The sequence below is a fragment of the Natronoarchaeum sp. GCM10025703 genome (assembly GCF_042661985.1).
In the GTDB taxonomy this organism is placed as follows: domain Archaea; phylum Halobacteriota; class Halobacteria; order Halobacteriales; family Natronoarchaeaceae; genus Natranaeroarchaeum.
Genome location: NZ_JBHSZF010000001.1, coordinates 979,531 through 993,718, shown reverse-complemented (window position 1 = coordinate 993,718; position 14,188 = coordinate 979,531). Strand labels below are relative to the sequence as shown.

The window sequence follows — 14,188 nt, the reverse complement described above, 5'->3', positions numbered from 1 at the left end:
TGGCCACCGACAGCAGCGGATCGCCGAGACGAGTGATGCCCGGCCAACCGACGCCCGAACGACCGCTACGGCCCGTGACTCATGCCGTCCCGCTCGTCCGCGCGTAGTCGCCGGAGCGCCGCCCGGGCGTTGCTCGCGTCGTAGCCGAAGAGCACCGCGTCACTGTAGGCGTCCGCGACCTCGACGGCGTGGATCAGGTCGTCGATATCGACGTCGACCGCGTACAGTTCGACGCTGAATGGCGTCTCGAGTAGCGAGTCAAACCCCTTTGCGATGGTCTCGATCCAGTAGGTCGTCGAGTAGGCCATATCGTACAGCGGGACGACGAACTCGTCGACGTGCTCGGCAAGGGCGTCGACGTCGATTCCGGCCCGCTCGTAGAGATGGCCCGGATAGGGATCCGGATGCAGTGTCAGATACGTCTTCCCGGTGATGCGGCCCGCTGCCTCCGCGACGAACTCGGTGATCACGTTCGCGCGCCATTCGTACCGGTCGTCAAACTCGCTGTCGGCAAACAGCCGGTTACAGCGCTCGCAGTGACAGTACTCCCCGCGTGGGAAGCCGACGTCGTCGAGGCGGACGTCGCCGCCGTCGGCCGCGCTCTCGTCGATCATCTCCAGTAGCCCCTCGCGATACTCCGGATGGGTCGGACAGATATACGCCCAGTCGAAGTAGGGCTGCTCGCGGGTCGCACGCTCGCCCTCGTCGCTGACGGGGGCGAGTGAGGGCTCCGCATCGACGGCCGCGTTGTCGGCGAAACAGGAGATCATGTTGATCGCGCCGAACTCGGGTTCGGTCGCCCGGCCCGTGACGTCCTTGACCTCGTAGAACGCCCGGTCGAACTCCGCCCAGCCGAGCTCTTCCTCGTTGCGCGTGACAACACCGTACATACTCGCAGGTGGGCGGCGAGAAGGGTAAGTGGTTCGTTCGGACTAGGCTTCGTCGTACTCGACATCGACTTCTTCGGTCGAGAACAGTTTCCAGAGCGCGACGACGACGGCGACGACGAGCAGCAGTTTGATCAGTCGGGACATACATGTCACTTCGTCGTATAGGAGTATAATTGTTGCTGATCCTGCAAGTCCGCGTTCCTCGCCCGCCGGGAAAACCGACGGTTACGAGGAGTCGTCCGGTTCTGGTTCGGTGACGATTCCGGGTTCGTTGCTGGAGATGACGATGATCTGATCCGTGATATCCTCCATCGTGTTGTGGAGTTCGTCAAGGAGGATGGCGAACTCGCGGTAGACGAGCGGTTGTTCGATGGCGTCGTCCGCGAACGCCGTTTCGATCACGTCGTTGCGAACATCGTCACAGACGCTCTCGATCTCCCGAATCCTCGCGATTTCGTCGACCAGCGAGTCCGAGGCCTCCGTATCACAGAGGTTGTGAATGAACGTCGAAACCAGCTCCTGGAGTTCCGCTACCGCGGTGACGGCGTGGTTTGCCATCTCGTGGAGGCCCTCGAAGCACTCGTTGTCGTGTGGCGGATTGACGATGACGAGTTCGTCGGCGATGCGCTCGACGAGGTTCACCACGGTATCGAGGTTCTTGTAGAACTCCAGGAGCGCGGAGGCGTTGAAGTGGATCCGCGAGTTCAACAGTCCCATCTCTCCTGGACCCGCGTTGGTGATCGAACTGTTGATATCGTGAATGATATCGTCACAGTCGCTTTCGAGCGTTTCGATCCGCTCGACCGTTCCCCTGGTAGATTCGCCGGCCGCATACTGGTCGAACAGATCGGGCAAGAGTGTAACGCAGTCCTCGAATTTGACGAGGTACTCCTCGGTGTGGGTTTCGAGTTGCTCCCCGAAATCGGCTTCCGATGACATCTCGTCCCGTACTTATCCGCATCCGTACTAATAGGTGCCGTCTATTACTGCAGGGTTTTATATGTGAGATGCAGACTGGCTACGCGACAGCATCGGCACGCGCCCCGACGCTCACTGCTCGCTGCGATACTGCACGTCCGGCGCAGTTACATCGACGCCGAGTTCGCTCAGCGCCTCTGCAACCGCCGCAAACGGCGATTTCGGTGGGATCTCGAACGGATCGTCGGGCGACCAGACGTGCGTGACAGTCCACTCGTCGTCGACCACCAGCAGTGCCCGCCCGGGGATGTCCCGGTGGCCGTGCCAGTCGTTCAGGCACAGACCGTACGAATCCGAGATCCCCGCGTGGAAATCGCTGAGCACTGGAAAGGACAGGTCGAGTCGGCGTGCGGCCGCGGAGTTGGCGAACAGCGAGTCGCCAGTAATGGCCCACACGAGCAGGTCGTCCCGAGCGGCCCATCCCGACGCCCCGAGCGCGCGCAGGTCGTCCTCGCAGACGGGTGCGTGGGCGGAGGGGACAAACGCGAGTATCACGGCCTCCACGTCGTCGATGAACCGGTGGAGGTCGTAGATCGAAGGGTCACGGTCGAGGACGCCCGGAAGCGAGAAGTCCGGGGCTTTCTGGCCGGGAGCGATCATAGTTTCACGGCCGAGAGAGAGCGACAAAAGCGTAGCGGTCGGCCCGCGATCCGGGCGAGGAACGAAGACCGTGGAGTCCGTAGCCGGCGTCGTGACGGACCCTTCCTCGGGCGCGGCCCTGATCGCCGCCCGGAGCAGGACATGCCCGCCGAGCGCCGGCATCGAGGACGTCGTCGACGCGCTCGGCTACGAGCTGCTCGAGACTGTCTGCCAGGAGCGCCGGGAACACAACCGCTACAATCTGGGGCCGGGGCTGGTCGATCGGCTTGCCGACCGGATCGACGTGGCAGGCGTCGCCTTCCTCGCCGTCGACCACCTCGTCCATCCGGGGCAGATGGTCGATCTCGCGGCGACGCTCCCGCCCGTAACGCTCCGGGATCGGCGCGGCGTCTTCCGAGAGTACCTCGCGGCGGAGAACCCCGTCGCAGCGCTCCTGTCGACACGGCAAGAGAAACGGATCGAACGCCGGGCGGTCGCCCGCGACCAGCGCGACGGCGCGGCGGCGACACCCAATGGCACCGGACGGCGACTCGACGCGCTCGACCGCGAACTGGATCGCCTCGACGACCGGATCGAAGAGCGTGTGGTGGACCGACGGGCACGCGTCGCCGAGACCAACGCCGCCGACAGCTACGTCGCCGTGACGGGACCGCCCGGGGCGGCTATCGGGGCGACCTGGCGGATGCTCACGGACGAACCGCTCGACGCCGCGGGTGTGCTCGGGCCCGCCGAACCGACGACTACACGCGTTTCGATCGGATGCCACGACGTCGCAGTCACCGCAACGACGGCGATACTGGAGGGCCTGCCCACGTGGTACGAACGGACGATTCCGGGAACGGTCGCCGCGCTCTCGCAGGCCGATGTCGTGGTGTCGGTGCTGCCCGCTGGCGATTCCCGGCGGGCAACAGTCGAGACGATTACCGACCGGTTCGGCGGGACACACATCGTCGTCGGCGAGCAGTCGGCGGGGGTCGCGGATCTGGCCGCCGAGACAGCGACTCGGGAGGACGATACACTCGCCGACCGGATCGGGACCGTGCTACCAAGCGAGCGACTGGGCGTCGCTCTGCCACAGACCGACGAGAGCATGACGCTCGTCTCGTGGTGTTACGACAACGGCCAGGTGGTCGAGATAGCGTACGGCGAGACGGTAACGCTCACGCTCGAACTGCCCCCGGGCCTGGTAGACGAACTCCGCTCGCGCGTCTCGTCAGTCGGCGGAACGGTAGACCGGAAGGAATAGACCGCTTCAGGCTGTCTGCAGGTACTTTTCGTTGACGACCCACTCGCCGTCCTCGTTTTCGACCATGTACTCGCCGTAGTAGGGTACCCGGTTGTCGACGGTCTCGCGATACCGCTCGCGGATCTCGGGCTTCGTCATCTCGCCCATCGAGCGCAGGTCGTCGTTGCGGTTGAGACAGCCCTTGAGATAGCCGTCGTGTGTGACCCGGACGCGATGGCAGTTCTGACAGAACGACTCGTTGCCGACGGGGTCGACGATTTCGACCATCCCGGCGTCGTCGTTTGGAGCATCGCTGTCGGGGTCGCCGCCGATCCAGTAGCGTTTGCGGTCGTGCATCTCGCGGATCTCGATTTCGTCGGCCTGTTCGGCGAGCCAATCGTGGACTCGCTCGATTTCGATCATCCACTCGGGATGGCCCGCCAACTCGGGCATGTACTCGATCAACTGCAACTGGAGTCCGGAGTTCTCGGCGACGTGTTCGACCATCTCGGGAACGTAACCGGCCGTCTTTTCGAAGACGACCATGTTCAGTTTGACCGGATCCAGACCGGCGTCGAGCGCGGCGTCGACCCCTTCCAGCACGCGGTCGAACGCGCCCGTCTTCGTCACCTCGGCGAAGTCTTCGGGATCCATCGAGTCCTGGGAGACGTTCACCCGTTCGAGTCCGGCGTCGACGAGGTCCTCGGCCCGGCCGGGCAGGAAGGTGCCGTTAGTCGTCATGGACACCTCCATTTCGTCGGGCGTCCGGCGGATGATCTCCTCCAGGTCCTGCCGGAGCATCGGTTCGCCGCCGGTGAACTTTACCTTCTCCACGTCGAACTCGCTGGCCACCTCCAGAAAGCGGACCACGTCGTCGGCGCTCATCTCGTCGTCCTGTGGCTCCATCGGGCCACGGGTGTCTCCTAGCCCCTCGTTATGGCAGTAGACACAATCGAAGTTACAACGGTCGGTCAGCGAGATCCGGACCCCGGTGACCTCCCTCCCGAACCCGTCTGTCAACATATCCCTCGCTTCGTTAGCAGAGTTCTTAAAACCATTGTCGGATTTTGCCCGATTGTAACCTATTGTGGTTACGCCCGAGATTGTGGGGTCGAACGGCCGAACCGGCGACTGACAGCTAGCCGAGAGTTCATAGGTGATCGGGCGGCCAGCGGGGCACGATGGAGCTACTGGGAGTGCAACCGGTCGTCGATCCGGAGTTGACGCTACTCACGCTCGCGTGCATCGGCGCAGGCTCGACGATGGGGACGGTCAGCGGGCTGATCCCTGGCCTGCACGCGAACAACTTCGCGCTCATGCTTGCGTCGGTTGCTTCCTCCATCCCCGCCGCGCCGCTGCTGGTCGGGGTGACGATGCTCGCCGCTGGCGTCGTCCATACCTTCGTCAACGCCGTCCCGGCACTCGCACTTGGCGTCCCCGACGCGGAGACGGCAGTGACGACCCTGCCCGCCCACCGGCTAGTCCAGCAGGGCCGCGGCGAGGAAGCCATCCGGCTCACCGCGCTCGGCAGTCTGCTGGCCGTCCTCTGTGCGGCCGTGCTGGCAGTGCCCGTCACCCGTGGGATGGAGGCTGGGTATCCGACGGTCATGGACCACATGGCACTCGTGCTCGTTGCCGTCGTGGTAGCGATGATCGTCGCCGAGCCAACGCGCCGGGCCCAGTTCGGCGGGGCCCTCGCGATGCTGGCGAGCGGCCTGCTGGGGGCCGTGACGCTCTCAATCGAGCCGTCAGCACCGCTCGACGCCGGGGATGCTCACGCCGTTGTTCGCCGGCCTCTTCGGCGCGCCGATCCTGCTCGACGCGATGGCCGGCGGCGGCGTCCCGCGCCAGCGTGGCCCGGCGATCCGCTCGACACGCCAGCGCGTGCTCGTCACCGCCTCCGCGGGCGCGCTCGCGGGCGCTATCGTCGGCTACCTGCCCGGCATCTCCGCGGCGATTGCCGCCGTCGCCGTCCTCGCGGTCCTCCCCGGCGGCGTCGACGACCGGGGCTACGTCGTCGCGACGAGCGGCGTCGACACGGCGAATACGATATTTGCGTTGTTTGCCCTGTCGGCCATCGGCCAGCCACGCACCGGCGTGATGGTCGCGTTTCAGGAGACCGGTGCGCCGGTGGAGCTACCGATACTCCTCGCCGTCGTTGCGCTTTCGGGCGTCATCGGCTTCGTCGTTGTCCTCACCGTCGGCGACTGGTACCTGCAGGTGGTCGGACAGGCCGATTACCGGACCCTCTCGATGAGCGTTATCGCGCTCTTGCTCGTCGTCGCCTTCCTGCTGGCCGGGTGGATCGGCATTCTCGCTTTCTGTGTCGCAACGGCTGTCGGACTGGTCCCGCCACATCTCGGTGCCCGGCGTGTCCACCTCATGGGCGTGCTGATCGGCCCGTTGGTACTGAGTCTCTGAGCGGGTCTGAAGAAAACGGTTAAAAGCGACGGCGGGGAATGGAGGGTATGAGCAAGTCCCAGAAAGAGCGAGCGCAGAAGTGCGTCTCGTGCGGGATCAACATCGCAGGAACGAGCGCTGCGTCGTTCAAGTGCCCTGACTGCGGTGCCCAGATCGTCCGCTGTGCGAAGTGCCGCAAACAGAGCAACCTCTACAAGTGCCCGGACTGCGGGTTCATGGGGCCGTAACGATGGGGAAGGTTGCAGCCGCGATCAAGGTCATGCCACAGAGCCCCGAGATCGATCTGGACGACCTCCAGGATCGGCTCGAAACGTCGCTTCCCGAGGGTGCGAAGATCAACGGCGTCGAACGTGACGACGTCGCCTTCGGTCTGGTCGCACTCATCCCGACCGTCATCGTCCCGGACGACGCGGGCGGTACCGAAGCGGTCGAAGAGGCATTTTCGACTGTCGAGGGCGTCGAGAGCGTCGAAGTCGAGAACGTCGGTCGTATCTAAGGAGCCGTCCTTTCTTTCGATTCTGCCGACTCGAATCCCCCGAGCCGTGGGCAACCTTTTTGCTGGTGGTGTGTGTAGGGTGTTGACATGGACGAAGCGTCCGCTGACTTCTCTGTCCGGAATGTGGTAAAGACTGGCAATCTGCGGTAAGTACCCTCCCGCACTCTCGGGAGATGTACCACTGTCCGAACTGTCACGCGAGTCGACAGCTCGCGGAGTTCATGCGGACCGATCGCGACCTGGAGACCCTCCAGCAGTTCGAGTAGCTATTCTCCCGTCGCCGACCGGGCCCCACAGGCTTCACACCGAAGCAACAATGCGCCCTGATCACGCTCGAACCGGGTGTCCGGGAGGCCACACTCGTCACACAGCACGTACTCGTCGGCGTACGCCGACAGTGCGTCGGCGATACGGTCTTCGCCGAACGACCCAGTGAGGCGGGCCCGCCCGCTCTCGTCGATTGCACCGTTCGTCCCGAGTTCGTTCTGCAAGAACTTCATGACGTGCGTGTCTTCGCGCCCGAGTTGACCGACGGTAGACTGAAAGTTCTCAAACACCGTCGTCGACCCTTCCTGGCGCAAATCCGGCTCTGGGACGCTAAATCGGCTTGAACTACCCTCGATATCCGGCGTATCTTCGAGCGCTCGGTCGAGTTGCTCGTCGTAGTCCATATCGGGACATAACTGGCAAAGGAACAAAAACGTTCAGTATATCGCATGTATTCCCCGGTGGTAAGTCGTACTTACGCCACAGGGCGTCGCCCCGATTTGGGATTCACGGGGTAAAACTGCCTGAGATGCACGAAGACATGTGGTAACGGCTCTCAGGATAATAATATAACCCTGCACTCTATAGACGTAGTTGCCCATGAAGAAGCAGGAACTCATTCACCTTCACGGACTGCTCGCAGAAGTATCGAACAATTATGAGGAGTACAACAAGATTTCGCTAGACTATTCCGAATACGAAAACCTCGGCGTCCGGCCGACATCCATCCATAAATCGAAAACCGACCACAAGGCGGCCGTCTTTGCTCTTGCGAACTGTATCACCACGGACCTCGACGAAGAAGACACCGAAGCCGTTCCTGCGACTGCCGACTAATATCTCTCGTACTGCGACTCGCTTCTCCCCCTGACGTGACTCTCGGCAGCGCTGCGCCCGCCGATATCGACAACAGCTCGCGAGATCTGACTGCAGAGTTCGATTCCGTGCCGCTGACGGTTACTCGATGAGGTCCTCGAACTCGGGGAGTATCTCCTCGTCGGACTCTTCGGATTCGGTATCGGAGTCGTCCGTCGACTCGTCGTCGTCGTCGTCGCCGTCGCCGCCATCGTCGCCCTCCTCGCTCTCCCCGTCATCGTCCTCGTCGATCGTCTCGATTTCGAGCACCTCCAGTGGGATGTTCTCGAGGCGTTGGCCGATCTCTTTGCGGGCGATCCGCGAGGCGTGTTGCTGGCGCTCGACGTTGAAGACGGTCATCTCCAGTTCGAGCGCAACCAACCCCTCGTCGGCGGCGATAAAGGCCGGTTCGAGATCCTCCTCGCAGTGCGGACAGGCGCGTTCGCCCATCTCTATCTCGACGTAGTTGAGATCCGGATTCAGCATCGCACCCGTCTTCGAGATAGCGATCCGAACCGCTTCGTCGGGCGTTTCCACGTCGTATACAGGCACCGCCGCCTCGACGACAACTCTGCAGTTCATGCTCATTTTTGTGTTTCGGAGCCCAACAGTATGAAGGTTAGCCCTGCCAAAACCGACGGAAGAGCCCCGGCATACGGAGTATCAACGGGATCAGACCTCTTCGGCTGGAAGCGAGTCGATGGCGTCCTCGACGATCCGCAGGCCGTCGATAGCGTCGTCCGTGTCGAGAACGAGCGTCACGTCGCCGTCGACGCCGGCCGCAGCAGCGACTTCGATTCCGGCCACCCGCAGTCGCTGACAGACCGTCCCCAGCGCCCCCGCAGACACGTCTCCCGACGCCGAAATCGCGGTGTAGGGGCCGTCGGGCGTCACGCCGACGTCGCCGAGTCGAAACAAGGCGTTTGGATCGGACGTCTCCGTGATGCCGACGCCGCGTTGCATCGTCACCGTCGCGCTGGCGGCCATCTCCTCGTAGGGTCAGCTCGTCTCCGTATCGCCGAAGCGCCGTCGCGATGGCCTCCGCGTCGCCATCGATGTCGAGAAAGCGCGCCGCAGCGGTGTAGTTGAGCACGCCCGCCCGGAGCGCGTCAAAGAGGAACGCCTGCTCGCGGACGGCCGCCCGGGTCTGCTCTGCGAGTGACATGAGCGTGTGCACGCACCCGGAGACAGTAAGTGGTGGGACTCGCCGCGAGCGACGTCGCAGGCGAAGTCCATAAGAGAGTTCGGGCCTGAGCGTCGGCTATGCAAGCGCTGGTTATCGTAGCACACGGCTCACATCTCAATCCGGACTCCAGTACGCCAACCTACGATCACGCGGACACCATCCGCGAGACGGGTGCGTTCGACGAAGTCAAAGAGGCGTTCTGGAAGGAAGAACCGAGTTTCAGAGAAGTCCTCCGAACGGTCGAGAGCGACGAGGTGTACGTCGTGCCGCTGTTCATCAGCGAGGGCTACTTCACCGAGCAGGTGATCCCCCGCGAACTCCGCCTGGACGGCTGGGACGTCGACGAGTGGGACTCCGAGGACGGCGTCAGCGCCAGTCAGGCCACCCTCGGTGCCGACGACGTCGAAAAGCGGATCCACTACTGTGGCCCGGTCGGCACCCACGAGGCGATGTCCGACGTGATCGTCCAGCGCGCCGAGTCGGTGACGGCGGACCACGACGCCGACGACGGACTCGGACTTGCCGTCGTCGGTCACGGCACAGAGCGCAACGAGAACAGTGCGAAGGCGATCTACTATCACGCCGACGAGATCCAGGAGCGCGACCGGTTCGACGAGGTGCAAGCAGTGTTCATGGACGAGGAACCCGAAGTCGACGACGTCACGGATTTCTTCGAGTCGAAAGACATCGTCGTCGTCCCGCTGTTTATCGCCGACGGCTTCCACACCCAGGAGGACATCCCCGAGGACATGGGGCTGACCGACGACTACCGGACGGGCTATCCGGTGCCAGGCGAGGTCGACGGCCACCGGCTCTGGTACTCCGGCGCGGTCGGCACCGAGGGGCTGATGGCGGACGTCGTGCTGGAGCGGGCGGCAGACGCCGGCGCGGACGTTGGCTCGGCTATCGAGCAGGTGCTCGACGAGACGAGCGACTCCTCGGTGGCGGGTGACTGATGAACGCGACACAGTTCGACGCCCTGCTGTCGGCGGCCGACGACGGCGTCGAGTTCGAGGCGCTCACCGTCGCGGCGGACGGCGACGAGTACGTCTTTTCGACCCTCGAAGCGGAACACACCGGGTTGTCCGAGAGTGACCTCCACGAGGTCGCCACCGAGCACTCGCCCTCCGTCACGGACTGGTACTACTGGACCCACGTCGTCGACACGACCAAAGCGGATCGCCGCACGTTCCTCCAGTGGCTCGAAGACGCAGACGGCCACGCGCCGCCGGACCGTTACGAGGCGCTCGCCGACGGCGTCACCTGCCACTGGGGCCAGCTAGCGCTCACAACGACGATAGACGAGGACGGTCTCCGCTACTACGACGTCAGACACGTCGACGACGTCAAGTACGACGTTGATGACTTGGAGCGCCACGACGACCCGCTCGACGCGCGCGACATCACGACCTACGACGAGGACGGTCGCTACCGACCGCTGAAGACCGCGCCCTCGCTGCAGTCCGGGTGGGTGTTCCCGGACCTCGATGCTCCCGACCTGCTCCAGACGGTCGAGTACATCTACCCGGCGACCGTGCCGAACTGGTACCGAGAGCAGGAGGGTGAACTGGACATCTCTCACTGGCGCGATACCGCGGAGCGACAGACCGGCATCTACGAGATCATCGAGGAGCTCGACCGCGACGCCGTCGAGTGGATCGCCCAGGCCTGCTGTGACGACTCCCAGTGCACCAAACGCCGCGAGTGGCAGTACGAGGCGGGCAACGAACTCGCCGCGGATGGCGGAGACGGCGAGTTCCCGTGCCGGGAGCCGTGTTCGCTCGTCGTCGCCGCGGCGCGCAAGTGGACGACGCTCGAAAACGAGTCGGAGAAGACCTTCCAGATGGAGTTGACGCTGAGCGAACTACGACAGATCGAGGAGATCATCGACACCGTCGCCGAGGGCCGTGTCGACGAGATCCGGGAGGCGGACGTCTACAAGGGCGCGAACCGGTATCGGGCGCGCTATCTGCGAGCGAAGCGGTTCGACGAGGACGGCGAACTGCCGGCCGTCGAGGTCGAGGAGTAATCGCGAGCGCCGGGCGTTTTTTACCCGGGTCGAGGAGGCTCACTATCGGATCACAGTGGCGATGCCGCCGCCGACCGCGAGTACGACCAGTAACACGGCGAGAAAGACCGCGGCACCGCCGATCTGCCACGCGGCGACGAGTGCGATCAGCAGTGCGATGGCCGCGAGCAGGACGAGTGCGGTCGTTCCGGGATCGAGCGTCTCCTCCAGTTCCGCAACGATCTCCATCGGATCGGCCGCGACCGACTGGCCGCCGTTGGATCGCGTCGGTGTGGGGTCGGCGTCGACGCCCGTGTTCTGGGGCGTCACGACGGAGACGGGCAGTTCGATCTGCGTTCGACCGTAGCCGGTCGCGACGCTCACCGTTCCCTCTAGCGGTCGGTGTTCGGTCGTGATCGCAACCATCAGCCGTACCGTCTCCCCCGCGGGGATGAACGGATTCGGCGTCTCGACGGCCCCGCCAGCCGCGAGGTCGCCCCCGAGGCTCAGGTTCACGTGCGAGCCGTCTCCGTGGTTTTCGATTGCGACCTCGAAACTGTCGGCCACAGCCAGCGATGACTCTACAGGCTCGATGGCGTGGCGTTCGGACCGGTTCAGATGGACAACGAGGTCGTCGGGCACACCCCAGAGGTCGTAGCGGGACAGTAAAAGCTTTGATGCCGAGGGTCAGGCGGCTTCGCGCATGTCCGGCGGCAGCAGGTTCGGGATTCCGTCCTCAATCGGGTAGCTCTCGCCGCAGTCGACGCAGGTCAGCGAGCCTTCGAGAATTTCTTCGTCCTCTTGCTCGTCGATCTCCAGTTCGAGTTCGCTTTTGTCGAGCGGGCAGCAGATGATGTCGAGCAACGACTCTTTCATGTAGGGTCGATTGGGGTCGAGAGAGAAAAATATAGGGGTTTGCGCCCGGAGTTCGCTACTCGAAGGGGTTCTGCCGCACGACCGTCTCCTCGCGGCCGGGGCCGACGCCGATGGCGTAGACCGGCGTATCGAGTTCGTCGCTGATGTAGTCGAGATACTCCTTGGCGGCGTCCGGGACGGCATCGTAGCCCTCCTCGGCGACGACGTCCCAGTCGACGTCCTCCCAGCCCTCGAACGTCTTCAGGGTCGGTTCACAGCGTTCCCAGCGCTCGGTCGTCGCCGGGACCGTCTCGAGTTCCTCGCCGTCGAGGCTGTAGGTGTGACCCACCTTGACCTCGTCGAGACCCGAGAGCACGTCGATGTGGTTGATCGCCAGGCCGGTGAAGCCGTTCGCACGGGCGGCGTGGCGCAGCATCGGCATGTCGAGCCAGCCGACGCGTCGCGGGCGGCCGGTGACGGTGCCGTACTCGCCCCCTCGTCACGAATGTAGCTCGCGATTTCGTCTTCCTTGCCCTCGCCGGTGCCGCCGGTCTGGTCGTCGATATCGCCGAGTTCGGTCGGGAGCGGACCCGATCCAACTCGCGAGAGATAGCCTTTGACTATCCCGATGACTTCGCCCTGGCCGACCGTGGTGGGGCCTGCCCGGTGCCGACGGCCGCCGCGCCCGCGGTCGGGTTCGAGGAGGTCACGTAGGGGTAGTTCCCGTGGTCGATATCGATCGATGTGCCCTGTGCGCCCTCGAACATGACTTCGCCGCCCTCGTCGATGGTCTCCGCGAGGAACTTTCCTGCGGCGACGGTCATCTCTTCCTCGTCGAGGCGCTCGCCGAACCGGCGATACTGCTCGAACAGCGCGCTGACGTCGAAGGCGTCCTGCACGTTGACGCCCTCGATGACGTCGTCCACGTCGGCGAGCGAGACGTTGTAGACGTCCTCGATGAGTGCGCGTTTCTGCGGGACGACGTACTCGAGGCGTTTCCGGAGCACTTCGGGGTCGAGCAGGTCGCCGACGCGAATCCCGCGCCGTCCGGCCTTGTCCTCGTAGGTCGGGCCGATACCCCGGCCCGTGGTTCCGACCTTGATGTCGGTATCGCTCTTGACGTCCTCCTCGATGTTGTCGAGGACGCGGTGGTACGGAAGAATAACGTGCGCACGACGTGCGACGCGAACGTCGGGATCGAGTCCCTTCTCGCGGAGGGTATCGATCTCTTCGAACAGCGTTTTCGGGTTGACCACGCAGCCGTTGCCGAGGATACCGACCTTTCCGCGGACCGCTCCGCTCGGAACGAGCGAGAGCTTGTACTCGGTCCCATCCTCGACCACTGTGTGGCCGGCGTTGTCGCCGCCCTGATACCGGGCGATCACGTCGGCAGCGTCGCCATACAGGTCGACGACGCCACCTTTGCCTTCGTCGCCGAGCTGGGACCCGACGATGGTTACGGTCATAACACAGTCCGGTTCTCCTGCTCCAGATAAACCGATTACGGTTTACGCGGTGCAACTATCCCGCGGTTCCGGCGGCAACAGTGCACACGTTTATGATGAAAATGGCCGTATATCTAGATGGTGGAAGACAGGTGCCCAAACCACGCTCACCGACTGGTGACGACTCCAGAGAGGACCGGCACACGCCGACAGCGCCGGATGCGACGAGTGGCGTGAGTCGCAGAGCAGTGCTTGGTGGTGGCATCGGGGCCGGAGCCGCCCTGCTCGCCCAGGAGGAAGACGAGACCAGCGAAGAAAACGGAGACGAGGAGACTACCGAGGAAAACGGAGCGGAGGGAGGCTCTGTCACCGCCGAGCTAGTCGACTACGCATACGAGCCGGGGACTGAAAGTCCGCTCGTCATTTCTCCCGGAACCACCGTCCAGTTCGTCTGGATCACGGACACACACAACATCAACGTCGATTCACAGCCGAGCGAGGCCGGCTGGGAAGGCCATGAGCCCGTCGAAGACGCCGGCTTCGAGTACGAGCACACGTTCGAGGTGGCCGGAGAGTACGAGTTTCACTGTGACCCGCACCTGAACCTGGGAATGGAGGGAACGATCCGCGTCGAAGAGGGCACCACCAGCGGCGGAGGGGATGGTGGTGGCGGCGCCATCAGACCGTACGTTCCGGATGAGGCGATGACACTCGCCGTCGGGTCGATTACCGCACTGGTGTTCGTCACGTTCATGGCGTACTTCTTCATGAAATACGGTGGCGAGTACGAGAGGGAGATGTGAGATCCATCCCGCTCTGGGGGCAGGGCTTCCCGGGCGTCGGATATTTGTCCAGTCGATTCGGATAGTCTGTGCCGTGCGGTTCGTGAACCGGCCGTCGCTGGCTCTACACCGAGTTCGTCAGTTTCAAATGCACCCGAAGGATCATCCAGTACACCAGAA

General features: G+C 63.8%; 16 protein-coding genes and 2 pseudogenes. 8 read left to right on the top strand and 10 right to left on the bottom strand.

What is annotated here, in order from left to right:
* Nucleotides 1-65: 65 nt before the first annotated feature.
* The 3 genes from ACFQH2_RS05620 to ACFQH2_RS05610 all read right to left on the bottom strand — a co-directional run bounded on the left by ACFQH2_RS05620 (nucleotide 66) and on the right by ACFQH2_RS05610 (nucleotide 2,468).
* Nucleotides 66-890: a hypothetical protein gene (locus ACFQH2_RS05620; protein ID WP_377051747.1), complete on the bottom strand. Its 825-nt coding sequence runs from the start codon at nucleotides 888-890 to the stop codon at nucleotides 66-68.
* A 225-nt stretch (nucleotides 891-1,115) separates the two neighbouring features.
* A complete protein-coding gene (locus ACFQH2_RS05615) occupies nucleotides 1,116-1,829 on the bottom strand; it encodes a DUF47 domain-containing protein (protein WP_377051745.1) in 714 nt (237 codons plus the stop codon).
* A gap of 111 nt (nucleotides 1,830-1,940) precedes the next feature.
* On the bottom strand, nucleotides 1,941-2,468 hold the full coding sequence (locus tag ACFQH2_RS05610; RefSeq protein WP_377051743.1) for a redoxin domain-containing protein: 528 nt from the start codon (nucleotides 2,466-2,468) through the stop codon (nucleotides 1,941-1,943).
* Between the two features lie 70 nt (nucleotides 2,469-2,538).
* Here ACFQH2_RS05610 and ACFQH2_RS05605 point away from each other — a divergent pair, with 70 nt between their 5' ends.
* Nucleotides 2,539-3,714: a DUF1949 domain-containing protein gene (locus tag ACFQH2_RS05605; protein WP_377051741.1), complete on the top strand. Its 1,176-nt coding sequence runs from the start codon at nucleotides 2,539-2,541 to the stop codon at nucleotides 3,712-3,714.
* Nucleotides 3,715-3,720: 6 nt separating this feature from the next.
* Here ACFQH2_RS05605 and moaA read toward each other — a convergent pair whose 3' ends face one another.
* Nucleotides 3,721-4,716 (bottom strand): GTP 3',8-cyclase MoaA, encoded by a 996-nt coding sequence (moaA, locus tag ACFQH2_RS05600; RefSeq protein WP_377051739.1) that lies wholly within the window; start codon nucleotides 4,714-4,716, stop codon nucleotides 3,721-3,723.
* A gap of 158 nt (nucleotides 4,717-4,874) precedes the next feature.
* Between moaA and ACFQH2_RS05595 the strand changes: the two are divergent.
* The 3 genes and pseudogenes from ACFQH2_RS05595 (at nucleotide 4,875) to ACFQH2_RS05585 (ending at nucleotide 6,610) form a co-directional block, all read left to right on the top strand.
* Nucleotides 4,875-6,114 (top strand): annotated as a pseudogene (locus ACFQH2_RS05595) (tripartite tricarboxylate transporter permease).
* A gap of 47 nt (nucleotides 6,115-6,161) precedes the next feature.
* The gene (locus ACFQH2_RS05590; RefSeq protein ID WP_377051735.1) at nucleotides 6,162-6,341 is read left to right on the top strand and encodes an HVO_2753 family zinc finger protein; all 180 of its coding nucleotides are present in this window, start codon (nucleotides 6,162-6,164) and stop codon (nucleotides 6,339-6,341) included.
* Nucleotides 6,342-6,343: 2 nt separating this feature from the next.
* Nucleotides 6,344-6,610 carry an elongation factor 1-beta gene (locus tag ACFQH2_RS05585; RefSeq protein ID WP_377051733.1) on the top strand — a complete coding sequence of 89 codons (267 nt, stop codon included), beginning with the start codon at nucleotides 6,344-6,346 and terminating at the stop codon, nucleotides 6,608-6,610.
* A gap of 266 nt (nucleotides 6,611-6,876) precedes the next feature.
* Here the strand turns inward: ACFQH2_RS05585 and ACFQH2_RS05580 are convergent, their stop codons facing one another.
* Nucleotides 6,877-7,281: a translation initiation factor IF-2 subunit beta gene (locus ACFQH2_RS05580; RefSeq protein WP_377051729.1), complete on the bottom strand. Its 405-nt coding sequence runs from the start codon at nucleotides 7,279-7,281 to the stop codon at nucleotides 6,877-6,879.
* A gap of 196 nt (nucleotides 7,282-7,477) precedes the next feature.
* Here ACFQH2_RS05580 and ACFQH2_RS05575 point away from each other — a divergent pair, with 196 nt between their 5' ends.
* A complete protein-coding gene (locus ACFQH2_RS05575; RefSeq protein ID WP_377051727.1) occupies nucleotides 7,478-7,714 on the top strand; it encodes a UPF0058 family protein in 237 nt (78 codons plus the stop codon).
* Between the two features lie 120 nt (nucleotides 7,715-7,834).
* On the opposite strand, the gene ACFQH2_RS05570 is transcribed toward ACFQH2_RS05575, so the two are convergent.
* Both ACFQH2_RS05570 and ACFQH2_RS05565 read right to left on the bottom strand, forming a co-directional pair.
* Complete coding sequence (locus ACFQH2_RS05570; RefSeq protein WP_377051725.1) at nucleotides 7,835-8,314, bottom strand: DUF555 domain-containing protein; 480 nt, start codon at nucleotides 8,312-8,314, stop codon at nucleotides 7,835-7,837.
* Between the two features lie 90 nt (nucleotides 8,315-8,404).
* Nucleotides 8,405-8,719: a DUF7523 family protein gene (locus tag ACFQH2_RS05565; RefSeq protein WP_377076525.1), complete on the bottom strand. Its 315-nt coding sequence runs from the start codon at nucleotides 8,717-8,719 to the stop codon at nucleotides 8,405-8,407.
* A gap of 276 nt (nucleotides 8,720-8,995) precedes the next feature.
* Between ACFQH2_RS05565 and ACFQH2_RS05560 the strand changes: the two genes are divergently transcribed.
* Nucleotides 8,996-9,874 (top strand): CbiX/SirB N-terminal domain-containing protein, encoded by an 879-nt coding sequence (locus ACFQH2_RS05560; protein ID WP_377051721.1) that lies wholly within the window; start codon nucleotides 8,996-8,998, stop codon nucleotides 9,872-9,874.
* A complete protein-coding gene (locus ACFQH2_RS05555; protein WP_377051719.1) occupies nucleotides 9,874-10,947 on the top strand; it encodes a DR2241 family protein in 1,074 nt (357 codons plus the stop codon). Before ACFQH2_RS05560 ends, ACFQH2_RS05555 begins: the two co-directional genes overlap by 1 nt.
* 42 nt (nucleotides 10,948-10,989) lie before the next feature.
* Here ACFQH2_RS05555 and ACFQH2_RS05550 read toward each other — a convergent pair whose 3' ends face one another.
* The 3 genes and pseudogenes from ACFQH2_RS05550 to ACFQH2_RS05540 form a co-directional block, all read right to left on the bottom strand.
* The gene (locus ACFQH2_RS05550; RefSeq protein WP_377051717.1) at nucleotides 10,990-11,568 is read right to left on the bottom strand and encodes a DUF7524 family protein; all 579 of its coding nucleotides are present in this window, start codon (nucleotides 11,566-11,568) and stop codon (nucleotides 10,990-10,992) included.
* A gap of 45 nt (nucleotides 11,569-11,613) precedes the next feature.
* On the bottom strand, nucleotides 11,614-11,802 hold the full coding sequence (locus tag ACFQH2_RS05545; protein ID WP_377051715.1) for a methytransferase partner Trm112: 189 nt from the start codon (nucleotides 11,800-11,802) through the stop codon (nucleotides 11,614-11,616).
* A gap of 55 nt (nucleotides 11,803-11,857) precedes the next feature.
* Nucleotides 11,858-13,247 (bottom strand): annotated as a pseudogene (locus tag ACFQH2_RS05540) (adenylosuccinate synthase).
* Between the two features lie 131 nt (nucleotides 13,248-13,378).
* On the opposite strand from ACFQH2_RS05540, the gene ACFQH2_RS05535 reads away from it, so the two are divergent.
* Nucleotides 13,379-14,029: a plastocyanin/azurin family copper-binding protein gene (locus ACFQH2_RS05535; RefSeq protein WP_377051711.1), complete on the top strand. Its 651-nt coding sequence runs from the start codon at nucleotides 13,379-13,381 to the stop codon at nucleotides 14,027-14,029.
* Nucleotides 14,030-14,188: the final 159 nt, after the last annotated feature.